The organism is Labrys okinawensis, from assembly GCF_047345005.1.
Taxonomy (GTDB): domain Bacteria; phylum Pseudomonadota; class Alphaproteobacteria; order Rhizobiales; family Labraceae; genus Labrys; species Labrys okinawensis.
The window spans coordinates 835,162-857,923 of the sequence record NZ_CP178864.1 but is presented as its reverse complement, the minus strand read 5'-3'; the positions used below and the strand labels follow the sequence as shown (position 1 = coordinate 857,923).

Here is a 22,762-nt window from a genome sequence, read left to right as displayed (position 1 = left end):
GCGCCCTCACGCCCCCCCCGTACTCCCATGCAGCTCCAGCACCGGGGAGTCATACACGGTGCCATAAGCCGCGCCAGGATTCTCCCAGCGCCAGGCCAGCCGCTTCAGCACCGTTTCCGCCGCCTGCCGGCTCGGCCGCCCGGCCACCGCGAGCCTGCCGAGATGCTCGCTCTCGATATCCGGTGTACCGATGCGGATGACGCTGACATCGCCGGGAATGGCAAGCCCCGCCTTGCCGAACGCCTCCAGGATGCGCGCGCCCGTCTCGAAGGTGAGCAGCACCGCGGCGGTGGGGCGCTGCCCCGCGTCGCCGTGAAACAGGGCGTCGAGCGTGCCGGCAAGGTCGACATAGCCGTGATGGCCGCTGCGAGAGGGCGAGAAGACCAGCGGCGCCTCGGCCTGCGAGAGGCCGTTCCACAGGCGGTAAGCCTCGAACAGGCGGCCCAGGCGCTCGTAGAAATAATCCGGCCGGTCCTCGACGATCCAGGCGATGCGGCGATGGCCGAGGCGGGTGAGGTGCTCAAGCACCAGACGGGCGAGCACGCTGGGATCGTTGGAAATGGCGTCGACATCGATCTGGTCGAGCGCCCGGTTCTCGACGATGACATTGTTGCTGATCTCGCGCAGCAGCGCGAGCAGACGCACGGGGATCACCGAGGTGCGCGGCTGGAGGATGCAGCTGTCGTAGCGCGGCCCGTCGCGCAGCATGGCCATGGCATGCTCGGCATCCGAATAGGTCAGCACCACCGAGGTGTGGCCCTCCGCCGTCAGGCGCTGGTGGATGGTCTGCGCGATCAGGTCGCCGCGTTCATATTGGGAATGATGGAGCAGCGTCAGCACCTGCCGCGCCGTGGCGCGGGCGGACAGCGGCGCGCGCGGACCGACAAAGGTGCCGCGCCCGACATGGGTGGCGACCACGCCCTCGGCGCGCAGCGCCTGCAGTGCCTGCTGCACCAGATGCTGGCTGACGCCGTAGCGCGCCACCAGATCGCGCACGGTGGGCAGGCGCGAGCCGACGGACAGGCTGTCCGCCATGCGCCGCAACTCGTCCACCACATTCACGCTGACACCCGGCACACCCGCCTCGTCCCCCATCGCCCTCCTCCCGAGGCCAGCCGCGTGCTGAGGAGCAGCCGCAAGGATTTGTAGCGAATGAGGGGATTTTCGTCGATACAATTTTCAATCAATACAAATTATATGCGGACGATGGCGCGACGCGAGCCTCGAACGTCGCGCCCTTTACCCGCTGATCCGCGGTCGCCCGGAGGCCCTTGCCGTTACCAACGCCTCCACGAAGATCTCGCGCCCCTCGCTCACCACCTTCTTCTCGTCCACCGCCACGCTCGTCTCCACCGCCGCCGCCCCGGCCTGCAGGGCCTCGGCCTCCGCCTGCTCGCGCGCCGTCGCCTCCGCGAAGGCAAGCGCCCCGGAAATATCGGCGATGTCGCGCGTGCCGCCGCGGGTGAAGACACGGAAGATGCCTTCCACCGGCTGCAGCACCTTCACCTCAGCGGAGACATGCACGCCGCCGACCACCGCGCCCACCGCATTGGCAACCTCGGCATGCTCCGGTACCAGCGAAGGTGCGCCGACCAGGCCTGCAATGTCGCCATAATAGGTGGCGGCCGAAGCGCCCAGCCCCACCACAGGCGTCGTCAGCGACAGGCCGATGCGCACCAGCCCGCTATGCCCATCCAGCGCCGCTGCCGCTAGGGCGTGGCGGGAGAGACCCGCCTCGCGGAAGCCGTCCTCGGCCAGCGCGCATTCGAGCAGGAACTCGGCCGAGCGCCGCGTCAGCGTGCCGATGATCTGACGCGCCAGGATATCCGGCGTCTCGGCGAAGGGCAGGCCCATGGCGTTGCGCCGGCGCGAGAACAGCAGCATGCCCTTGGCCGCCGCCTCCCGGTCCCAGGCCTGGTGCAGCCCCAGCCCATGCGCGGCGTCGGAGGGCGTGAGCGAGGCCATGATGGCGAGGCGCCGGTTGACCAGACGCTGCAGTGCATTGAGCTCGCGCCGGTTCTGGATCAGCTTATCGGCCGCCTGAGGGCCCTTCTCGAGTCGCGCCAGCATCTCGGCCTCCAGCGCCGGCAGTTCGGCCCGCGAGGGGTTGAGGCGCAGGGCGAAGCGCCCGAACAACTCGTTGGGCAGATCGGCGCGCAATTGCCGCTCCAGCGTACCATGTACCAACTCGCCATGCTCGACAGCCAGCAGTGACAGCGGCACGGCGCGGCGCGGCCCCAGCTTGAGGAGGCTCTCAAGCCCGTGCTGATCGAGCGTCACCTCGCTGTCGCCGCCAAGGCCGCAGGTGCGGATGGCGATGGCCTCCACCATGGTGCGGAAGCCGCCGATCAGCGCCCCGGCCGGATCGATGCGCGGGCGCCCCTCGCGCAGCACCACGACATCGGTGGTGGTGCCGCCGATGTCGGAGACCAGCGCGTCCGGCGCCCTGGCGAGGAAGGCCCCGCCCACGGCGCTGGCGGCGGGGCCGGAGAAGATCGTCTCGATCGGCTTGGTCTTGGCGACCTCGGCCGCGACCAGCGAGCCGTCGCCCCGCACCACCATCAGGGGCGCCGATATGCCGAGCGCGGCGAGCCGGCCCTCGGTGGCCGCGATCAATGCTTCGAGCAGGTGGATGAGACGGGCGTTGAGCACGCAGGTGAGCGCCCGCTTCGGTCCGTCGAGCTTGGCAGAAAGCTCGTGCCCGCAGGTGACGGGCAGCCCCGTTGCGCGGCGCAGGAGCTCGCGCGCCTGGATTTCATGAGAGGGGTCGAGCACGGCAAAGCGCCCGGTGACGGCAAAGCCGGTGAGCGAAGGCGCCAGACGCTTCGCCTCCGCCGCGAGGGCCACGGCATCGAGCGGCGCGCGCTGCTGGCCCATGGCATCATGCCCGCCGCCGATCAGGATGACGGGATCCCCGCCCAACGCCGCCTTGAGATCGGGCCGCTCGGCATCGGCGGCGTCGAAGCCGATATAGACGAGCCCGACGCGCCCGCCCTGCCCCTCCACCATGGCATTGGTGGCGAGCGTGGTGGAAAGCGACACCAGCGCGATGACGGCGGGGTCGATGCGCGACTGCTCCAGCACCGCGCCGACCGCTCCGCCGACGCCGATGGCGAGGTCGTGGTGGGTGGTGAGCGCCTTGGCCTTGGCGACGACGCCGGCGGTTTCGTCGTAGAGCACGGCATCCGTGAAGGTGCCGCCAGTGTCGATGCCGAGGAGAAGGGCCATGAGGTACGCAAGGGAGAGAGCAAGGGACAGGGGTGTGGAGCGGTGATAGCGGAAGGTGCGGTGGGGCGGAAGAGGCAAGTGGCCATACGCTTGCACGGGCATCCTGCCCACTCTCCGTGTCCCAAGGGCGCGGCGCCTTCGGAGCGGCCGCGCACCATGCCAAATCCTTCACTTCCAATTCACGGCGCATGCGCCATGATGCACCTGGCTTCAGAAGGAAGCGCAGGACAGGCCAACGGAAGAGCCGATGACCAGCGCCAACCATCCCCTGCTCTCGGAACGCCCTTATACGGCCGGCGAAATCGCGGCCGATATCGCCGTGCATTGCGTGGGGATCGCGGCGGCCCTTGTTGGCGTCACGGTTCTCCTGTGGCAGGTCGCAGGCTCCAGGGAACCGGGGGTGGTCGTTGCGGCCGGCGTCTACGGCTTTACCCTGCTTGCGATGCTCAGCGCTTCAGCGCTCTACAATGCCTGGCCGATGGGGCGGCTGAAATGGCTCCTGCGCCGGCTCGACCATTCCGGCATCTTTCTTCTGATCGCGGGCACCTACACCCCGCTCCTCACCCAGCTTTCAAGCAAGCCCTGGGCCTGGGTCCTCGGCCTGGTGATCTGGACCGGCTGCCTCCTCGGCATTGTCCTCAAGCTCTCCCTGCCCGGGCGCTTCGACAGGCTCGCCATCGTGATCTATCTCGCCCTCGGCTGGTTGGGGCTGGCGGCGAGCCCGATCCTCATCGCCTCCTTCAGCGCGGAAACCCTTGCCCTCATCGTGATTGGCGGCGTGGTCTATTCGCTGGGCGTGCTGTTCTACCTCTGGAACAGCCTGCGCTTTCACAACGTCATCTGGCACGGCTTCGTCTGCCTGGCCGCGATCTGCCATTACGCCGCGATCTTCCGGTCGCTGGACGGCGTGTGAGGCGGACAACAAGGCGGCGGCTCGCGACGAGCTCGCAATTCCGAAAAGCCCCACGGAGGCGGGGCTCGTCGTTCAATGATCAATAGCGATAGTAATAATAGCGACGGGGATGATAATAATAGTAATGCGGCCTGTAATAATAATGCCTATAGTAGTAATGATGATAATAAGGGCGATAATAGGGGCGATAATAGGGGCGATAATAGGGATGATAATAGTACCGGCGCCCATAATAGTAATAGGCCTTCTGCACCTGTGCCGAGGTATTATGCCCAGCCGACGCCTGACCTGAATTATCGATGGGCGCTATCGTCAACGCGGACGATGGCGTAGCCGCCACCGCCAGACCAAACGCCAGCATAATCGCGGCGAACAAAACCTTCACGGGAAACCGCATCTCTCCCTCCCTATCCAGTTGGCACCGTCCAGCCGAAGTAATTATGGCACGCCCGCAGGAAATGGCTATTGCCGTTTGAGACAGCGGAGGAAAAGAAGGGACTGTGACGACGCTCGCCGCCGCGATCTCAGCGCATTTGGTCAAAAAGCGGTAGATACTTTACCTTGAGTCATGTTCGGGAAAACCGTTCGCTCAGAGGTGTGTTGACAGCACACTTAACTCAATACTTTCCGGCTTCGGTTTATGAGCAGTCGCTACATTAGGTACACTGTCAGCATAATTCGTGATCAGCAGCGCGCTCTATTCACTAGTTGCGATGTTTCATCTGCGGAATAATCTGTACTTCCACAACGCTATCTAGCACAGCTTCGTCTACCTATCGGCGATCTGGCATTACGCGGCGATCTTCGGGCCGGTGGGCGGCGAGATCGAGGCGATGGAGTAAGTGCACCGTCACCGTAATTCGACAGAAGAACCCAGCCCGAGCCTTAACCCGGCAATCCCGCAACGGCGTGCGGATGTATCCACCTTCCTTCCGCCTCCAGCCGCGCCGCCAATCTCAGCAGGGTCGGTTCGTGTCCCATCGGCGCGATCAGCTGGAGGGGGAGCGGGAGGCCGGCGGGATCTTGGCCGAAGGGAAGGGTGAGAGCCGGGTGGCCGGCGATGTTGGCAAGGGTGGCGAGCGGGGCGAAGGCCGCCATGCGGTTGAGATGCAACTCGGTATCGGCATGATCCATCGGGAAGGAGCCGAGGGGAAGTGGCGCCGAGGCGAGCATCGGAGCCAGCAGGCAATCGATCCCGTCGAACAACTCCCAAAGGTCGCGGCTGATATTCACGGCGCCGCTCAGGCTGTTCCAGAGGCTGGCGCCCGATAGGGCTCGGCCGCGTTCGGCGAAGGCCTGGGTCAGCGGTTCGGCCCTGTGCATGTCGAGCTTGAGCCCGTCCAAGAGCGCCGTGAGATTGGCCGAGATAATGTCGGCGAAAATGGTGCCGCTGCGCCTGACGCTCGCCTCGAAACGCGGCCAGGCGAGCGGGACGAGCCGATGACCGGCGGCCTCGAGGCTACGTCCGGCTTCGACGACGGCCTGGAGCCGCTCCGGTGCCGTCGGCCAGGCCAGGCCGGTGTCGGTCAGGAGGCCGATGCGAAGGCGTGCGGCGCGGCTTTCGAGGATCGGCGGGTCGGCATAGGGCCCCTTGGTATCGCCGCGCAGCGCCCGGAAGATCGCCGCCAGGTCGCGCACCGAACGGCAAACCGCTAGCTCGCTGGCAATGCCGCCGAGATGGTTGCCGAAATGCGGCCCGGATGGCATGGCGCCGCGGGTTGCCTTCAGGCCCACCAGGCCACAGCAGGCCGCCGGCACCCGGATCGAGCCACCGGCATCGGTGGCGTGGGCGATGGCGACGATGCCGGAAGCGACCGCAGCCGCGGCGCCGCCCGAGGAGCCGCCGGCGATAAGGGCCGGCGCGAGGGGATTGCGGCAGCGCGGGCCCCGCGCCGGCTCGCTGGTGAGCGAGAGGCCGACCTCGGGGGTGGTGGTGAGGCCGAAGGCGCACAGGCCTGCCTGCCGGTAGCGTACCGCCAGGTCCGAGTCCGCGCCGGGGTCGGCGAGGTGGTCGAAGAGATGCGAGCCAGCCCGCACCGGCAACCCGGCGAAAGGGCCGCCGAGATCCTTGGCGAGCGTCGGAACACCGGCGAATGGACGCGTCCGGAAGCCCTCCGGATTCTCGCGCCTCTCGCGATCCGCCGCCTCGGCAGCGGCAAGGCCCAGCCTCGTGTCGAGATGGCAGACGGCGCCACAGGTATCGGCCCCTGCGGCGGCGAGCGCCGCCTCCATCGCCTCTACGCAGCTCAGTTCCCCGGCCGCGATGGCGGCGGCAAGTGCCGTCGCATCGCCAGCCTCGCCCGGCGGCGGCTGGATTTCGACGTGGCTCATAACAACGTCGTCCTCATTGGCTTGCCTCTTCCTTCCCTGCCTCGAACACCGGCTCGCCTTCGCGACAAGACACGGCATGTCGATCGGCAGATCGACACTCCAGTCTTTCCCTTGCCCGCACTCAATGTCCCACGGCCGCGCCGATATTGAGCCCCGATAGGGCGTAGAGCCAGATTATCAGCGAAACGATCGAGAACAGCGTGGTGATGGAAATGGTTGAGGCCACCAGCGGTTCCTCGCACCGATGCTCGCCCGCGAGGATGAAGACCGTCTTGGCCGTGGGCACGGCGGCGCAGATCACCGCCGCAATGGTGTAGAGCGGATCGAGCCCGCAAAGCAGCGCCAGCGCGTAGACGAGCACGGGCATGGCGATGAGCTTGATGGCGGCGAGTGCCAGCGACGGGCCGAGATTGGCGCGCACGCCCTCGAGCGACAGCCCGAGCCCGATGGCGAACAGGGCGCATGGGGTCAGTGCATCGGCGAAAATCTTCAGATAGGCGGCGACAGGGCCGGGAATCGGCTGGCCGACGATCGCCCACACCACGCCCAGCAGGGTGGAGAGCACCATGGGGTTGAGCAGGATATGCCGCGCCAGCATCCCACCTCCCACGCGGCCGGACGGACCGCGCAGTTCCAGCAGAAGCACGGCCAGGGGAAACATTATCACCGCGACGAACACCGTGGCGATCGCCGCCGGCAGGACTGCGTGCGGTCCGTAGAGCGCCTGCAGGATCGGCAGCGCCACGAAGCCCGTATTGGTCATCGAGGCGCACAGCCCATACATCGTCCGGCTCTGCAGCGTCGGCCCGGCCCATCGTCCGCTCATGAAGAAGACAGCGGCAAAGCACAGCAGCGAGCCACCGCCGAAGGCCATCAGGAACCGCCAGGCCAGAAGCGAGCGTGCGGGCTCCTGCCCGATGGTGACGACCAGCAAAGCGGGCATGGCGATGTTGTAGGCGAAATGGATCAGCGCGTCCGCGAGGCTGCGCGAGACATAGCCGAAATAGCCGGCGGCCCATCCCGTCAGGATGACGGCGAAGACCGGCAGGATGAGATCCGCAACCGCCATGGCAGGTCCCGCGCTTCATCGGCGCCGATCGATGGCGCGGACGTCATGTCATCGAGGGCAAGAGTAATGACGAAGAAAAGCCGCGTCCGCCCTCCCCCGAATGCTTTGCGACCCTGATTTTCAAGAAGATAGCCTTCACGCTTTCTTCGTTGCAACAGCTATTCCTGACGGCAGCCCGTTCCAGTGCTTGGGCCGCCTGAAGGGGGCGAGGGGTTATCGGTACGAGGCTTTGAACCTCAGACAAAGGACGCGACGCGCGCCTCAAGAGAAGGCCGTACCGGGTGACTGCGCGTCTAATTCCCAGCCCTTTCGGCGGCCGTTCAGGCAGGATCGAACTGTTGAACACTATCACCATCAATCGCTGCCATTACCCGGAAGACTCGCGTTTTCGGATCTCCTCCGCGATAAATGGCGCCGGAAGAGGGGGCACGGACCGGAAATGAAGAAGAGCGCGCTTGCCGTCGTCACCATTTTCGCCCGCATCATCGCGGCGCTTCCGGCATGGTCGGAGCCGGCAAACGATAGAGCCGATGGCAGCCATGATGAGTGAAAAGCCTCCATCCCAAGATATCAAGATCAAGGTCATGGACATCTCAACTGATGTCCTAGACATCAGAACTGCTATCTGATACAGGAGACTCCATGCGAGGTTCGTCATGATCACCGCTGCCCAGATGCGCGCTGCCCGGGCCCTTGTCGGGATCGATCAGCGCCAGCTTGCCGACTTGTCGGGCGTCTCCCTGCCCACGATCCAGCGCATGGAAGCAAGCGAAGGCAATGTTCGCGGTGTCGTCGATACCTTGACGAAAGTGGTCGAGGCGCTTGACCGCGCCGGCGTGGAGTTGATCGGCGACAATGCCGTCAGCCGCGAGGGAGGGCGCGGCGTGCGCCTGAAGCTCGCCAAACCGCCGGCTGGCCCGCCGCCCGAATAGGTTCACCGGCGGTCAGAGGCCCGGCCGATCCAGCGGCTCCGTCCTCGTCTCCGGAAGCGAGGAGCGATGACGGCCGAAGCCCGCAATGCAAGTTTCCGCAACCCAAGTTTCACCGAGCTCTACACCCCCAAGCTCGTCACCGTGCTGCGAGAGGGTTACGGCTTCAGCACGTTCAAGGCGGATGTGCTGGCCGGGCTCACCGTGGCGATCGTGGCACTGCCGCTCTCCATGGCGATCGCCATCGCCTCAGGCGTCACGCCGGACCGCGGTCTCTACACGTCCATCGTCGGCGGCTTCGTCATCTCGGCACTGGGCGGCAGCCGTTTCCAGATCGGCGGCCCGGCCGGCGCCTTCATCGTGCTGGTGGCCGCCGCCGTGCAGCAGCACGGGCTCGACGGCCTGCTGCTCGCCACCTTCATGTCCGGCCTCATATTGCTGGGGGTGGGAGTGCTCAGGCTCGGCACCTTCATCAAATATATCCCCTACCCGGTGACGGTGGGCTTCACCTCCGGCATCGCCATCATCATCTTCTCCAGCCAGATCAAGGACCTGCTGGGCCTCACCTTGCACGGCGCCGAGCCCGGCCCGATCATCGCCAAATTCGAGGCGCTCGGCGCGGCCCTGCCCACGCTCAACCTCTCGGCCGCGGCGGTCGCCCTCCTGACCATTGCCGTGGTGGTGGGCGTCAGGCGCCTGCGCCCACACTGGCCTGCCTTCCTGATCGGCACGGTGGTGGCCGCCCTGCTCGTCTGGCTGTTGGGCCTGCCGGTGGAGACGCTGGGCACGCGCTTCGGCGGCATTCCGCGTTCGTTGCCGGCCCCGGCCCTGCCCGCCTTCAGCCTCGGCAAGGCCATCGACCTGCTGCCGACGGCGCTCGCCTTCGCGCTGCTGGGCGGCATCGAGAGCCTGCTCTCCGCCGTGGTGGCCGATTCGATGACCGGGCGGCGCCACCGTTCCAATGCCGAGCTGGTGGCGCAGGGCCTCGCCAACATCGCCTCGTCCCTGTTCGGCGGCATCTGCGTCACGGGCGCCATCGCGCGCACCGCCACCAACATCCGCGCCGGCTCGCGCGGACCGGTCTCGGGCATCCTCCACTCGGCCTTCGTGCTCGCCTTCATGCTGATTGCTGCGCCGCTGGCGAGCTACACCCCGCTGGCCGCGCTGGCGGCCATCCTGGCCGTGGTGTGCTGGAACATGGCCGAGCGGCACCAGTTCGCCACGCTGGTGCGCGCCTCTGCCGGCGATGCGGCGGTGGTCACGGTGACCTTCCTGGTGGTGGTGTTCCGCGACCTCACCGAGGGCATCCTCACGGGTTTTACGCTGGGCTCCCTGCTGTTCCTGCACCGCATGTCGCAAGCGGTGGAAGTGGAGCCGCTGCGGCCGATCGCGGAGCCCGACATGCCCGACGCCAACGGCGCCTCCGAGCCCCCACCCTATGACCTCGTGCTGGCCAGCAATCCCGATATCGTAGCCTACCGTATCTCCGGCGCCTTCTTCTTCGGGGCAGCCGCCACCGTAGCCGCGGCGCTCGACAGCATCGGCGAGCATCCGAAGGCCTATCTCATCGATTTCTCGGCCGTGCCGGTGATCGATTCCACCGCCGCGTCGACCATCCACGGCGTGGTGCGCAAGGCTGCCCGGGGCAAGGCCAGCATCCAGATCGTCGGCGCGCGGCCGGCGGTGCTGAAGGTGCTGCTGGCCCATGGGGTGAGGCCACCGCAGGTGCATTACAAGGCGCATCTGGCGGAAGCGGTGAAGGCGGTGGAGGGAGACCGCAGCGCCCGTTCGTGACGTGTCGGGGACGAAGTCCGCAATTAACCTAAAGCAAGCACTCGAGCTTGAAACTATGGCACTTTGAATTATAGTTCACTGTGTCATGGAGTTGCCATGTCGATTTACAAGACTAGGACCTTTGCCAGGCTCGCGCGCCGGGCACGCATCACTGACTCCAATCTGCGGGAAGCAATCGAACGCGCTGAGAGAGGCTTGGTGGATGCCTATCTCGGAGGTGGCCTGATCAAGCAACGTATCGCTCGGGCTGGGCAGGGCCGTTCGGGCGGCTATCGGATGATAGTCGTCTTTCGGGCTGGAGACCTAGCAGTGTTTATCTACAGTTTCGCCAAGAGCGAGCGGGACAACATCGAGGACGATGAATTGGAAACCATGCGCGAGATCGCAGCGACGTGGCTAGCGGCAGCGCCCGCCGATCTGCTGCGGGCAGTCGCGAATGGCGTTCTGTTGGAGGTGCAAGATGGCAATTGAAACCCGGAAGCCGAGCCGCCTCGCGAAGGCATTACTTGAAACGGCCGACGATATGTACCGCGCCGGCCTTCTGTCTGATGCTGCGCGTGAGAAGATCACGATGCGCCATCTTGGTGAGAAGGCGGTTCCAGCCATCGCACCTCTGTCGCCAGGCGAGATCCGGATGATGCGAGAGCGCGCGCATATGAGCCAAGCCGTTTGGGCAAGACATCTCAATCTGACGGCGGGCTACGTTTCGCAACTGGAGCGCGGGACCAAGCACCCAACAGGCCCCGCTCTGGTGCTTCTGAATGTCATCAAGCGCAAAGGCATCGAAGCCATACTATGAACTGACCCGTCATGACGCATTACGCCATGACGGAAAGTCCGGGGCATGTCGCTTCGATATCTTGACGGAGTAGCGACGAATTTGGCGCAAGAGCGTCTTTCGCGTCGCGCCCAAAGAAAAAGCCCCGACGCTCATTGCACCGGGGCCTTCATCTCATACGAGCCCATAACCCCCGCCCGTCACTTCCCCGGCAACACCTGCACGGGCATGCCGGGGCCGATCTTCTGCAGATTGCCGGAGATGATCTGGTCGCCCTCCTTGATGCCCTTGGTCACCGAGATCAGGGCGCCGTCGGCGGTGCCGAGCTCGACCAGGCGCATGTCGACCTTGCTGCCTTCGCCGACGACATAGACATATTTGCCGAGCTGGCTGGAGCCTAGCGCCACCTGCGGCACCATCAGGGCATCGGGCTGCTCGCCGATGGTGAGATGGATGTTCACATATTGGCCGGGCAGCAGGCTGAGATCGTCATTGGCGATGGTGGCCCGCGCCGTGATCGTGCCGGTGGCATGATCGATGGCGTTATCGATGAAGGTAAGCTCCCCCTTGTGGCTCGCGCCCGCCTCGCCGGGCACCACCACCTCGGCCGTCACCTTGCCGGTAGCCTTGGCCTTCTGGATCAAAGCGAGATCGGCCTCGCTCGGCGAGAAGGTCACGTAGATAGGGCTGAGTTGCACCAGCGTGTTGAGCGGGTTGCTGCCGGGGCTCACCAGCGTGCCCGAGGGCGCCTGGTTGCGACCCACGCGGCCCGCGAAAGGCGCGCGGATCTCGGTATAGCCGAGATTGAGCTCAGCCGTCTGGATCGCCGCCTTGTCGGCCGCGATGGCAGCCTCGCCCTGCTGCACGGCGCTGGCGCGCTGGTCGAAGGTGTCCTTGGAGAGGAAGCCGGTCTTCGACAGCTCATTGCCGCGTGTGAGGCTCGCCTTGGCGTAGTCGAGCGCCGCCGCGTCGCGCTGCGCCTGCGCCTTCACCTGGTCCAGCGCGGCCTGGAAGTCGCGCGGGTCGATGCGGTAGAGCAGGTCGCCCTGCCTCACATCGGCGCCATCGGCCACAGCCTGGTCGAGGATGTAACCCTGGACCTTGGGCTGCAGCACGATCGAGCGGATGGACTCGGTGCGTGCCGAATAGTCGAGCGTGATAGGAATGGTTTTCTTCACCACCGCCGTCACCGGCACCGGCATGGCGGGCATGGCCGGCGCGGGCGTGGCAGCGCCCGCCGGAGCCGCGAAGAGCGAGGCGAGGAGGCCCGGCTCGTTGCGGGCATAGACGAGGCCGCCCGCCACGGCCAGCACGGCGACCGCCGTGGTGATTTTCCAGATAGGGTTCTTGGCCATTCTATATTCCTTTATTCCGCCGCCTCGATGTGGGGGAACAGCTCGTGCTGCTCCTCCGCCTTGGGCGGCGCATCATCATGATGGGTATCGTCCTCGTGACGGGAGCCGCGCTCCCGCCACTTCTCGATTGCGGCGTAGAACACCGGCACGAAGATCAGCGTCAGCACCGTGGCGGCGACCATGCCGCCGAATACCGCGGTGCCCAGCGACTGGCGGCTCGCGGCGCCGGCGCCCGTCGCCAGCATCAGCGGCACCACGCCGAGGATGAAGGCGAAGGCCGTCATCAGGATGGGGCGAAGGCGCAGCCTTGCCGCTTCCATGGCCGATTCGACGATGCCCAGGCCCTCCTCGCGGCGGCGCTTGGCGAATTCGACGATCAGGATGGCGTTCTTGGCGGCGAGGCCAATCAGCATCACGAAGCCGATCTGCGAGTAGACATCGATCTGCATGCCGCGGCTGTAGATCGCCAGCAGCGCGCCGAACAGAGCGAGCGGCACGGCGAGCAGGACCATGAAGGGCATGGACCAGCTCTCATACTGCGCCGCCAGGATCAGGAAGACGAAGACGATGGCAAGTGCGAACACCACGGTGGCGATCGAACCCGCCTTCAGCTCCTGGAAGGTGATGCCTGTCCATTCGAAGCTGAAATCGTTGGGCAGGGCCGTCGCCGCCGCCCGTTCCATCGCCGTCACCGCCTGGCCGGAGGAGAAGCCGGGTGCGGCGTTGCCGTTGATCTTGGCCGAGGTGTAGTTGTTGTAGTGCGGCACGGTCTCCGGGCCCACGATCGGCTTCAACGTGCCGAGCGTCGACAGCGGCACCATCTCGCCGGTGTTGTTGCGCACGTAAAGGCGCGATAGATCGGTGGCCTTGGCGCGGGCGCCTTGCTCGGCCTGCAGAGTCACACGGAAGGTGCGGCCGAACAGGTTGAAGTCGTTCACATAGAGAGAGCCCAGGTAGATCTGCAGGGTGTTGAACACATCTGGCAGATTGAGGCCGAGCAGCTTGGCCTTCGTGCGGTCGAGGTCGTAGTTGAACTGCGGCGTCGAGGTCGAGAAGGTGGTGAACAAGGCCTGCGGGTTGAGCTCCGGCTGCTTGCGCGCCTCTGCGATCAAGGCCTGCGTGGCATCGTTCAGGGCAATCGCTCCCTTGCCGGTGAGATCCTCCACCTGGAACTCGAAGCCGCCGGTGGTGCCGAGGCCCGGGATCGAGGGTGGATCGAAACTGAGCGCGAAGGCGTCGGGCATGCCAAGCAGCTTCGGCCGCACGGCATTCACGATCTCGCTGGCACCCTGGCCCGGACCGCGCTCTTCCCAGGGCTTCAGGATGGCGAACTCCACCGCCGAGTTGGACTGCGCCGCCCCGGTGAGGAAGTTGAGGCCGCTGATCGAGCCGACGATCTGCACGCCCGGCGTCGACTGCAAGATGGCGCGGGCCTGCTTGGCCACGGCATCCGTGCGCTCCAGCGAGGCGCCGTCAGGCAGCTGGATCACGGCGAAGAAATAGCCCTGGTCCTCCACCGGCAGGAAGGTGGTTGCGATGCGGGTGGAGAGCATGTAGGTGGCCCCCAGCCCAGCCACGAACAGCGCCAGCATGGCCCAGCGGAAGCGGATGAAGCCGCGCACCATCGAGGCGTACCAATGCGATATCGCCTCGAAGCCGCGGTTGAACCAGCGGAAGGGCGGGAAGCTGGTGGGCGGGCGATGGCGCAGGAACGCGGCGGCGAGCGCCGGGCTCAGCGTCAGCGAGTTGAAGGCGGAGATTCCGACCGAGATCGCCACCGTCAGCGCGAACTGGTTGTAGAGCCGCCCAGCGACGCCCGGAATGAAGGCCACCGGCACGAATACCGCCATCAGCACGGCCGTGGTGGCGATGATCGGCCCGGTGACTTCCTTCATGGCGAGCCTGGCCGCTTCCAGCGGGGGATGGCCGTCCTCGAGCTGGCGCTCGACATTCTCCACCACCACGATGGCGTCGTCCACGACGAGGCCGATGGCGAGCACCATGCCGAGCAGGCTGAGCATGTTGAGCGAGAAGCCGAACATCTCCATCACCACCAGCGTCGCGATAAGCGAGACCGGGATCGCGATGGTGGGGATGATGGTGGTGCGCCAGCTCTGCAGGAAGATGAACACCACGAAGATGACGAGCAGCAGCGCCTCGCCCAGGGTGATCAGCACGTCATGCATGGAGGCCGACACGAAACGGGTCGTGTCGTAGTGCATGGCGTATTCGATGCCCTTGGGAAAGCGCTTGGAGAGCTGTTCCATCTTGTCCTTGACCCGCTGTTGCAGGTCGAGGGCATTCGAGCCCGGCATCTGGTAGACGGCGAGCACGATGGTGGGATCCTCGCCAAAGAAGGCCGAGGAGGCATATTGCAGGGCGCCGAGCTCGATGCGCGCCACGTCATGCAGGCGCACCAGCGAGCCGGTGGCGGGATTGGCGCGAACGACGATGTCGCCGAATTCCTTGGGATCGGAGAGGCGGCCGGTGGCATTCACCTGCATCTCGAAGGGCGTGCCCTGCGGCGCGGGCGACTGGCCGATCTTGCCGGCGGCGACCTGCACGTTCTGCTCGGCGATGGCGTTCTGCACGTCCACCGCGGTGATGCCGAGATTGGCGAGCTTGTCCGGATCGAGCCAGACGCGCATGGAATAGCGCCGCTCGCCGAAGATCTGCACATCGCCGACACCCGGCAGGCGCTTCAGCGGGTCGACCACCTGCAGATAGGCATAATTGGATAGGGCGACAGGATCGACCGACTTGTCCGGCGACGTCAGGTTGACGATCAGCACGAAGTTCGGGTTCTGCTTCTTGATGGTGACACCGGCCTGGTTGACGATGGCCGGGAGCGAGGAAGCAGCCTGTGAGACACGGTTCTGCACGTCAACGGCCGCGATCGACAGGGGATAGCCGACATCGAAGGTGACGGTGATGTTCGACGAGCCGTCATTCGAGCTCGCCGAGGACATATAGGTCATGCCTTCGACGCCGTTTATCTGCTGTTCGAGCGGCGTGGTGACGGTATCGGCTACCACCTGGGCGCTGGCGCCGGGATAGTTGGCGCTCACCACCACCTGCGGCGGCGTGATGTCGGGGAACTGGGAGACGGGCAGGTTGAAATAGGAAATCGCCCCAGCCAGCACCATGATCACGGCGATGGCCGAAGCGAAGATCGGACGTTGGATGAAGAAGCCTACCATCAGAATGCTCTGCAACTGTCATAGGGGATGCGCGCCGCGATGAACGCGGGACCTCCCGAAACGGAAATACTGCTGCTCGGGGCGAACGCGGACGCGGCTGATGCTCCAGCCTGGCGGAGCCTGGCGGCCTGGCCAGCCAGCATCGCCTTGAGGGAAATGGGATCGACGCCGTCAGCCTGCATCACCGCAATGGTCATGGGATCGTTGAGCAGCTGGTCGACAGTCAGATCGATGCAATGAGAAGCCATAAGTCCTCCTTCGCGGAAACATGCCAGGCACACTCCGCCAAAATCGATATTTGAAATGTCCTGCTCGGGCGGCGCGCCCTCGATTCACCCAGCGCCTCGGCGCTCGGCAGCGAATCGTTCTTGACGGCGTCAGACCAAGGTGTTACCGGTCAGTAACAGCGCAACTGTTACAGGACGGTAACATCGCCGTCAAGCCAGGGCGTACCAAATTGGGCACAAAAATTTTGCAGCGCGAAGCAACTCCTGGTTGTAGCGGACTGAGGCCGCGCGACCGCATCGTGGTGACCGCGCGCGATCTCTTCCACCGCCACGGCATCAAGACCATCGGCGTCGATACCATTGCCGAGGCCGCCGGCACCAACAAGATGACGCTCTACCGCCATTTCGGCTCGAAGGACGACCTCATAGTCGCCTGCCTGCGCGAGGCCGCCGAGGAGATGGTGACATTCTGGGATGATCTGGAGGCCGAATTTCCCGGCGATCCGCAGGCGCAGCTGCGCGCCTGGATCCGTGAAGGCGCCGAATGCATCGAGAGCGACGAGCGTGGCTGTGAGCTCGCCAATGCCGCAGTCGAGCTCGCCGAGGAAGACCATCCGGCCCGGCGCCTGGTGGAAGAGTGCAAGAAGAAGCACCGCGACCACCTGGCGGTCGTCTGCCGCAACGCCCATCTCGACCAGCCGGAGCTGGTGGCCGATACGCTCTGGCTCCTCCTCGAGGGCGCCCGCCTCAGCCGCCAGAGCGTCGGCGCCGAAGGCCCGAGCGCAAGGTTCGTGCGTATGGCGGAAGGGATCGTGGCGTCGTTCGGGAGGAGAGGCGCGCGGGAATAGGAGCGCACTCGCCCCTAACCCTAAACCGACCGTGTACGCCACGATGACCGATCTTGCGGCAGAACACCGGAGGGATCGTGCACCGTAACTCGATGAGGCAGATCGGGGCCGTAGGTCCAGAGAACCAGATTCGCCATGTCCGGCCGGGCACCCATAACGAAAGACGGGACGAGGATGCCGGTCGCACCGGCCTTCATCAGAGTGTCTGCCACACCCCATGAAGCAGGCCTGCGGCCTGATGCGACGTCTGAGGCCCAGGCGCAACGCATGTCGTCCAGATCGACACTCGCCGCCGAGCGATCAATATCCGTGCGCAGATCGACGATGTCCTCGCAATCCACTGTATAAGAACAGATCGTAAGGGGGTCGAAGAAATGACCGAAGCCGTGGCCCATCTCCAGAAACATGCCTTCCATGGTTAGAGCGAGGTAGAGGGCGGATGCCCCGGGGGGATTGAACCGGGCACCGCGAATGGCGGCCCCATAACCCGATGTCGGCGCCCAGGCCCACATCGGGTTATGGGCACGAAAACATATGCCCTGCCGCCTCAAGCAAAGCCGCCCACGGCGATATGATCGAGATAGTCGCGCAGGGCCGCAGCCTTGCCGTCCTTGACGAGAGCTTCTGCCGTGCGCCCCCCGAAGGCGGGAATAGGCTCGGCGCGATACCAGGCCATGGCCTGGACCTCTCCGCCTGCCCAGGCAGCGATGCGGGCGATGATCTCCAGCATCTCGATGGTCCGGCTCTGGGGCTTGCGCCCCAGGGCACGGGAGGAGCGGTACACGGTCTCTCGCTTGACGCCGATCGTCTCGGCGAGTTGCAGCTTGGACATGCCGAAGCCGGCAGCGACGCGATCGACAGACACCTTGCCCGTACCGTCGAAATATTTCGACACGAGCCCGTAGCCGCCTGCCCGCGCCTCACGCCGGAACTCATCAGAGGCGGATTTCTTGCGGACCGTTTCCTGAACCGCACCTTTAACGGTGGCCATATGTCACCTCAGAAGTTATATTTTTATGCCATTTTAGATGACATCGCTTTCGCCTCCTGTCCAGAGGCCAGCCGTCACATTGCAGATAGGATGAGCCGCGATACCATAGGCCCATAAGAGCAGCCTGGAATCACTTCGGAGAACGCCCATGTCCCATCCAGCCCTCGTCCCCGGCGCGGTCGCCGTCATCACCGGCGGTGCGAGCGGTATCGGCCTTGCCGCCGCAACCAGGTTCGCCGGCCTCGGCCTCAAGGTGGCGATCGCCGATCTCGGCGAGGAAAAGCTCGCCAATGCCGCTCAGACGATTGCCGCCGCCTCCGCCGAAGGCCAGGATGGGGTGCTCGCCCAGGCCACCGACGTCAGCAATGTCGATGACCTCCTGCGCCTGCAACTGGCCGTGCGCCAGCGCTTCGGCGGCACGGATGTGCTGATGAACAATGCCGGCATCGGGCCAGGCTCCCGCATTTTCGACGCCAAGGACGACGACAGCTGGGAGCGCATCCTTTCCGTCAACCTCAAAGGCATCATCCAGGGCACAAAGGTCTTCGGGCCGGGCATGATCGCGGGCGGGAAGCCGGGCCTGATCATCAACACCGGCTCCAAGCAGGGCATCACCACCCCGCCGGGCGACCCCGCCTACAACGTCTCGAAGGCCGCCGTGAAGACCTTCACCGAGGCGCTGCAGCATGAACTCCGGAACACGCCCGGCTGCCGGATCAGCGCCCACCTGCTCATCCCCGGCTTCGTCTTCACCGGCCTCACCGCCCATGGCAGGACGGAAAAGCCGGCCGCCGCCTGGACGCCGGAACAGACCGTCGATTTCATGCTGGCGAGCCTGGAGCGGGGCGACTTCTACGTCCTCTGCCCCGACAATGACGTGCCGCGCTCGCTGGATGAGCGCCGCATTGCCTGGGCCGCCGGCGACATCATCGAAAACCGCCCGGCCTTGTCGCGCTGGCATCCGGACTATGCTGAGGCGTTTGCGGCGTTCGTGAAAGGCTGAGTGGCATCGCAGCCCACCTCAGCGTTGCTCGCCTGAGTGGAGCCTGCAGAGTCGGAGCCGATCCCTCAGGCAGTCGCCGGCCTGTGCACACCGCCATTCGGCGAGGTCAGGGGCGAGCGGATCGGCTGGTTCAGGCGCTCGGAGCCGGCCTGCTTGTCGACGGCGCGTTGGAATTGCTCCAGCGTGTTCATCATCTGCAGGATCTTGGAGGTCATCGCCTGCGCCTGCTTCTTGCTCATGCGCTTTTCGGCAATGGCGCGGGCGGCTTCGTCCTCGAAGGGCACATAGAACAACGGAAAGCCCGTCGCGTCGACCACCTGGAAACCGCGGGCACCCTCACGGACCGTCCAGGGACTGTAGAAGCGCATATCCGGCGTCTGGCCCATCGTTGCTCTCCCTACGTTATGGCCTTGGTTACCATGCCATAATGACGCCAAGATTGCAGCCAGCGAGTCATTTTCAATAGGGCTCTGCCGGGACGCGATATCAGGCCGCTGGCTTGACCTCCTCCAGTATAAGCGCTCCGATTTCTCGCTCGGCGACGCCCAGTTCGTAAGCGGTCTGCAGATTGAACCAGAAACGAGCACTGGTGCCGAAGAACCTGCCAAGGCGTAGCGCCGTATCGGGCGAGACGCCGCGCTTGGCATTCAGAATGTCGGTAATCCGTCCGGAAGGTAGCTTCAGCTCGATCGCCAGTCGATTGGCGGAAAGATTGCGCGCCTTCAATTCCCGCTTCAGGATGCGGCCGGGGTGCACTGGCATCATTGGCGTGTCCTTTCAGTGATAGTCCACGATCTCGACGTCCCAGGCATTGCCTTCTTCAAAACGAAAGCACAAACGCCACGGGCCATTGATCGTCATTGCCCACTGCTCCTTGCGGCCGCCCTTTAATTTCTGAAGACTGACAGATCGCAGCGGACTCAAGTCAGAGAGCGATGTCGCCGCGTCCAAAACTGCCAACAGATCTGAGGCGGCTTCTTCGTCCAGGCCGGAGAATTTGCATTTGCCCGTTTCGGCGAAGCGCTGAGTAGCACCATTGGCCCACGACATGATCATGATATACCGTACTACGGATAGCGTAGTACGTCAATCGTAGCGCCCGTCACAATCCACCAGGCGCGATCCGTACCCCCGTCAGCACCTCGCCGAGCCAATAGGTGCCGCGCCGTTGGCTGTGGTCGAACGCGCCGGAACTAGGGCGTCTTACTTTCAGATCGAACCACCAAGAATCGCAAAACACTTTTGATACCAGTAAGTTAATTTCGAAATCCGTTTCCATCTGAACGCATTTTGCTTTAGGGTCGAAACTCATTCAAGCTATTGAAAGAATTTTTCCAATGTGATTCAAAGCTTTGAATGAAGCTTGGAGCTTGGATCATGGCGAATGAGTTCTGGTTCAGTGACGATCAATGGGCGAGGATTGAGCCACTCTTGCCGAAGCATCGATCCGGCGCGCATCGGGTCGATGATCGCCGGGTCATCAGCGGCATTGTCCACGTCCTCAAAAGTGGGTGCCGCTGGCAAGATTGCCCAGCTCGGTACGGTCCGGCGACCACCGTCTATAATCGCTTTCGACGTTGGACGATGCAGGGAATTTGGCGTCGCCTGTTCCTCGCCTTGATCGAGGTTACTCCTGGCGAGGCGCAGATGATCGACTCCACAACCGCCAAGGCCCATCGTTCCGCCGCTGGCGGAAAAGGGGGGACCAAATTCAAGCGATCGGGCGCTCACGCGCTGGCCGCACGACCAAAATCCATGCCGTTGTAGACGGTTGGGGACGACCAATAGCCTTCGAAGTGACCCCCGGCCAATTGGGCGATGTCAGAGTAGCCCTGCCTTTGCTCGCTTCTTTGCCGCCAGCCGCCTTGTGTGCGGCAGACACTGCCTATGACAGCGATGGCCTCCGCCAATTCTTGCTGGAGCGCGGAACTCGGCCGGTCATACCCAACAATCCAACCCGCAAGCGACCTCATCCCTTCTATCCACCCCTCTACAGAGAGAGAAATCTTATCGAACGTATGTTCTGCAGGCTCAAGGACTGGCGGCGCATCGCAACACGCTATGACAAACTCGCTATCGTCTTCGCTGCAGGCGTATACCTCGCTGCTGCCGTCACCTGGTGGCTCTGATTGAGTCTCGACCCTAGGGCGTGCGGATCATCGTGCGGCGGTTGCGCTTGGGCTTGACGGCGTGGGTTTCGCGGCCGGCGGCGCTCTGCAATTCGCGGCGGAAGACGTCGCGGCGCTCATGGATGGAGGCGATCACCGGGCCGGCCGGCACGCCCAGGCCCGCGAGCGCTGCCTCCGAGAGCTGCAGGCTCGCCTCGATCGTCTCCGGCACGGCGTCGGTGACGCCCAGGGCGTAGAGCTTGCTGGCATGGTCGGCATCGCGCGAACGCGCCACGATGACGAGATCGGGCCGCATCGCCCGGGCGGCGGCGACCACCGCCTCGATCTGCTTGGGCCCGTCGATCGTTACCACCAGCGCCGAGGCTTCGGCGAGGCCGCAGCGCTGCAGGAAGGCCGAATTGGTGGCGTCCCCCCAGTAAACCGGCTTCTTCTCGCCGCGCCAGCGCGCCACCGCCCGGGCATCAGCGTCGACGGCGAGATAGGCGACCTTGTGCTCGGCCAGCATCTCCGCCACCAGCCGCCCGACGCGGCCATAGCCAACGACGATGGCGCGGCGCTGCTTGTCCTCGGGCGGGGCCTCGAGCGCGGCGGCCTCGACCTGCACGACCACTTCGTAGCGCTTGGCGATGCGCCGCCCGATCATGCCGAGGAGGGGGATGATCGCCATGGAGAGCGAGGCGATCGCCACCGCCAGGGCCGACTGCTCCGGCGTGAAGATGGAGAGCTGCGTCGCAAGCTTGAACACCACGAAGGCGAACTCGCCGGCCGAGGCGAGCAGGAACGCCGTCTCGATCGACACTGATTTCGGCAGGCGGAAAACCCTGCAGAGGCCGAAGACCAGCGCGCCCTTGACCACCACCAGGGCAATCAGCGCCGCGAGGATCAGCAGCGGATGCCGCAGCACCACCGCAAAGTCGAGGCTCATGCCGACCGCAAAGAAGAAGACGCCGAGCAGCAGGCTCTTGAAAGGGTCGATCGTCGCCTCGATGGCGCGGCGATATTCGGTCTCGGCCAGCAGCAGGCCGGCGATGAAGGCGCCAAGGGCCATGGAAAGACCGGCGGCGGCGGCAGCCACGCCCGTGCCGATGGCGACGAACAGGGTCGCCGCAATGAAGAGCTCGGGATTCTCCGGCCGCGCCACCAGGCGGAAAAGCGGGCGCAGAAGGAAATTGCCCGCCACCACGATGGCGCCGATCGTCACTGCCGCCGAGGCCAGCGCATAGCCGAGGCCCATCAGCACCGACTGCTCGCTGTGGGCGCCCATGGTGCCGACCAGGAACAGCACAGGCACGACGGCAAGGTCCTGGAAGATCAGCACGGCGAAATTGACGCGCCCGCTGGCGGAGGCCATGCGCTTCTGGTTGGCCAGCACCTCGATGACGATGGCGGTCGAGGAAAGCGCAAGGCCCGAGGCGAGCACGAGCGCCGCAGTGGTCGGCAGGAGGAAGCTCGCCAGCAGGGCCACCAGGACAATGGAGGAGACCACCTGCAACCCGCCGAGGCCGAAGACCAGGCGGCGCATGGTCATCAGGCGGACGAGCGAGAGTTCGAGGCCGATGACGAAGAGCAGGAAGACCACGCCGAGTTCAGCAATATGGCTGATCGCGTCTTCCTCGCTGATAGTGATCCAATCGATGAAGGGCAGGCGCGAGGAGAGAGCACCCAGCCCCGTCGGCCCCATCACCGCGCCGGCGGCGAGGAAGCCTATCACCGGGCTGACATGCAGGCGGCGCACGAGCGGTACCACCACGCCGGCTGCGCCGAGCACCACCAACGCGTCCTTCAATGCGGTGACGTCGACCGTTCCAGCCAATCCCGATCCCTTCGCCGTTGGAGTGCCGCCCTCAGCAACAGGGAACAACGAAGGCGCCTGCTTCGCCAAACGAATTGTGACGGGGCGGCATGAAAAATGGGGTGCGGGTCCTCAGACCCGGCTCTTCAAGTGGCGGTTCGATAGAGAGCCGGCT

The 22,762-nt window shown here is 64.9% G+C and carries 23 protein-coding genes; 8 read left to right on the top strand and 15 right to left on the bottom strand.

The features are described from left to right. Window positions 1-6: 6 nt before the first annotated feature. Window positions 7-1,095, bottom strand: a complete 1,089-nt coding sequence (locus ACMDCR_RS04170; protein WP_413991312.1) for a GntR family transcriptional regulator — start codon at window positions 1,093-1,095, stop codon at window positions 7-9. A gap of 144 nt (window positions 1,096-1,239) precedes the next feature. After that, on the bottom strand, window positions 1,240-3,228 hold the full coding sequence (locus tag ACMDCR_RS04165) for a hydantoinase/oxoprolinase N-terminal domain-containing protein (RefSeq protein WP_413993821.1): 1,989 nt from the start codon (window positions 3,226-3,228) through the stop codon (window positions 1,240-1,242). A 247-nt stretch (window positions 3,229-3,475) separates the two neighbouring features. On the opposite strand from ACMDCR_RS04165, the gene trhA reads away from it, so the two are divergent. Next, a complete protein-coding gene (gene trhA, locus ACMDCR_RS04160; protein WP_413991311.1) occupies window positions 3,476-4,141 on the top strand; it encodes a PAQR family membrane homeostasis protein TrhA in 666 nt (221 codons plus the stop codon). 79 nt (window positions 4,142-4,220) lie between these two features. Here the strand turns inward: trhA and ACMDCR_RS04155 are convergent, their stop codons facing one another. The 3 genes from ACMDCR_RS04155 to ACMDCR_RS04145 form a co-directional block, all read right to left on the bottom strand. Continuing rightward, entirely contained in the window at window positions 4,221-4,457 is a 237-nt protein-coding gene (locus ACMDCR_RS04155; protein ID WP_413991310.1) for a hypothetical protein, read from the bottom strand. Between the two features lie 569 nt (window positions 4,458-5,026). Continuing rightward, on the bottom strand, window positions 5,027-6,472 hold the full coding sequence (locus tag ACMDCR_RS04150) for an amidase (RefSeq protein ID WP_413991309.1): 1,446 nt from the start codon (window positions 6,470-6,472) through the stop codon (window positions 5,027-5,029). A 121-nt stretch (window positions 6,473-6,593) separates the two neighbouring features. Beyond that, window positions 6,594-7,541 carry an AEC family transporter gene (locus tag ACMDCR_RS04145; RefSeq protein ID WP_413991308.1) on the bottom strand — a complete coding sequence of 316 codons (948 nt, stop codon included), beginning with the start codon at window positions 7,539-7,541 and terminating at the stop codon, window positions 6,594-6,596. A 656-nt stretch (window positions 7,542-8,197) separates the two neighbouring features. Between ACMDCR_RS04145 and ACMDCR_RS04140 the strand changes: the two genes are divergently transcribed. The 4 genes from ACMDCR_RS04140 (at window position 8,198) to ACMDCR_RS04125 (ending at window position 11,063) form a co-directional block, all read left to right on the top strand. Continuing rightward, window positions 8,198-8,473, top strand: a complete 276-nt coding sequence (locus ACMDCR_RS04140) for a helix-turn-helix domain-containing protein (RefSeq protein WP_413991307.1) — start codon at window positions 8,198-8,200, stop codon at window positions 8,471-8,473. 66 nt (window positions 8,474-8,539) lie between these two features. Next, entirely contained in the window at window positions 8,540-10,264 is a 1,725-nt protein-coding gene (locus ACMDCR_RS04135; protein ID WP_413991306.1) for a SulP family inorganic anion transporter, read from the top strand. A gap of 96 nt (window positions 10,265-10,360) precedes the next feature. Continuing rightward, complete coding sequence (locus ACMDCR_RS04130) at window positions 10,361-10,735, top strand: type II toxin-antitoxin system RelE/ParE family toxin (RefSeq protein WP_413991305.1); 375 nt, start codon at window positions 10,361-10,363, stop codon at window positions 10,733-10,735. Next, window positions 10,725-11,063 carry a helix-turn-helix domain-containing protein gene (locus ACMDCR_RS04125; RefSeq protein ID WP_413991304.1) on the top strand — a complete coding sequence of 113 codons (339 nt, stop codon included), beginning with the start codon at window positions 10,725-10,727 and terminating at the stop codon, window positions 11,061-11,063. Before ACMDCR_RS04130 ends, ACMDCR_RS04125 begins: the two co-directional genes overlap by 11 nt. A 179-nt stretch (window positions 11,064-11,242) precedes the next feature. On the opposite strand, the gene ACMDCR_RS04120 is transcribed toward ACMDCR_RS04125, so the two are convergent. The 3 genes from ACMDCR_RS04120 to ACMDCR_RS04110 are packed head-to-tail and all read right to left on the bottom strand — an operon-like array spanning window position 11,243 to window position 15,845. Further along, on the bottom strand, window positions 11,243-12,397 hold the full coding sequence (locus ACMDCR_RS04120; protein WP_413991303.1) for an efflux RND transporter periplasmic adaptor subunit: 1,155 nt from the start codon (window positions 12,395-12,397) through the stop codon (window positions 11,243-11,245). Window positions 12,398-12,408: 11 nt separating this feature from the next. Continuing rightward, window positions 12,409-15,597: an efflux RND transporter permease subunit gene (locus ACMDCR_RS04115; RefSeq protein ID WP_413991302.1), complete on the bottom strand. Its 3,189-nt coding sequence runs from the start codon at window positions 15,595-15,597 to the stop codon at window positions 12,409-12,411. Next, window positions 15,597-15,845, bottom strand: coding sequence for a hypothetical protein (locus ACMDCR_RS04110; RefSeq protein WP_413991301.1), 249 nt, complete (start codon window positions 15,843-15,845; stop codon window positions 15,597-15,599). Before ACMDCR_RS04110 ends, ACMDCR_RS04115 begins: the two co-directional genes overlap by 1 nt. Before the next feature lie 278 nt (window positions 15,846-16,123). Here ACMDCR_RS04110 and ACMDCR_RS04105 point away from each other — a divergent pair, with 278 nt between their 5' ends. Beyond that, window positions 16,124-16,672: a TetR/AcrR family transcriptional regulator gene (locus tag ACMDCR_RS04105; protein WP_413991300.1), complete on the top strand. Its 549-nt coding sequence runs from the start codon at window positions 16,124-16,126 to the stop codon at window positions 16,670-16,672. A 20-nt stretch (window positions 16,673-16,692) separates the two neighbouring features. Here ACMDCR_RS04105 and ACMDCR_RS04100 read toward each other — a convergent pair whose 3' ends face one another. After that, complete coding sequence (locus tag ACMDCR_RS04100; RefSeq protein WP_413991299.1) at window positions 16,693-17,223, bottom strand: RES family NAD+ phosphorylase; 531 nt, start codon at window positions 17,221-17,223, stop codon at window positions 16,693-16,695. Then, a complete protein-coding gene (locus ACMDCR_RS04095; protein ID WP_413991298.1) occupies window positions 17,220-17,663 on the bottom strand; it encodes an antitoxin Xre/MbcA/ParS toxin-binding domain-containing protein in 444 nt (147 codons plus the stop codon). Before ACMDCR_RS04095 ends, ACMDCR_RS04100 begins: the two co-directional genes overlap by 4 nt. A gap of 148 nt (window positions 17,664-17,811) precedes the next feature. Between ACMDCR_RS04095 and ACMDCR_RS04090 the strand changes: the two genes are divergently transcribed. Further along, window positions 17,812-18,666: an SDR family NAD(P)-dependent oxidoreductase gene (locus ACMDCR_RS04090; RefSeq protein WP_413991297.1), complete on the top strand. Its 855-nt coding sequence runs from the start codon at window positions 17,812-17,814 to the stop codon at window positions 18,664-18,666. A gap of 65 nt (window positions 18,667-18,731) precedes the next feature. On the opposite strand, the gene ACMDCR_RS04085 is transcribed toward ACMDCR_RS04090, so the two are convergent. The 4 genes from ACMDCR_RS04085 to ACMDCR_RS04070 form a co-directional block, all read right to left on the bottom strand. Continuing rightward, window positions 18,732-19,052 (bottom strand): hypothetical protein, encoded by a 321-nt coding sequence (locus tag ACMDCR_RS04085; RefSeq protein WP_413991296.1) that lies wholly within the window; start codon window positions 19,050-19,052, stop codon window positions 18,732-18,734. A gap of 100 nt (window positions 19,053-19,152) precedes the next feature. Then, the gene (locus ACMDCR_RS04080) at window positions 19,153-19,431 is read right to left on the bottom strand and encodes a HigA family addiction module antitoxin (protein ID WP_413991295.1); all 279 of its coding nucleotides are present in this window, start codon (window positions 19,429-19,431) and stop codon (window positions 19,153-19,155) included. Between the two features lie 12 nt (window positions 19,432-19,443). After that, entirely contained in the window at window positions 19,444-19,722 is a 279-nt protein-coding gene (locus ACMDCR_RS04075) for a type II toxin-antitoxin system RelE/ParE family toxin (protein WP_413991294.1), read from the bottom strand. A 46-nt stretch (window positions 19,723-19,768) separates the two neighbouring features. Beyond that, window positions 19,769-19,978 carry a hypothetical protein gene (locus ACMDCR_RS04070; protein ID WP_413991293.1) on the bottom strand — a complete coding sequence of 70 codons (210 nt, stop codon included), beginning with the start codon at window positions 19,976-19,978 and terminating at the stop codon, window positions 19,769-19,771. Between the two features lie 65 nt (window positions 19,979-20,043). Between ACMDCR_RS04070 and ACMDCR_RS04065 the strand changes: the two genes are divergently transcribed. Continuing rightward, a protein-coding gene (locus tag ACMDCR_RS04065; RefSeq protein WP_413988602.1) for an IS5 family transposase occupies window positions 20,044-20,795 on the top strand; the annotation gives its coding sequence in 2 pieces (ribosomal slippage) (window positions 20,044-20,377 and window positions 20,377-20,795; 753 coding nt in all). A gap of 13 nt (window positions 20,796-20,808) precedes the next feature. Here ACMDCR_RS04065 and ACMDCR_RS04060 read toward each other — a convergent pair. Further along, window positions 20,809-22,608, bottom strand: a complete 1,800-nt coding sequence (locus tag ACMDCR_RS04060; RefSeq protein WP_413991292.1) for a cation:proton antiporter — start codon at window positions 22,606-22,608, stop codon at window positions 20,809-20,811. Window positions 22,609-22,762: the final 154 nt, after the last annotated feature.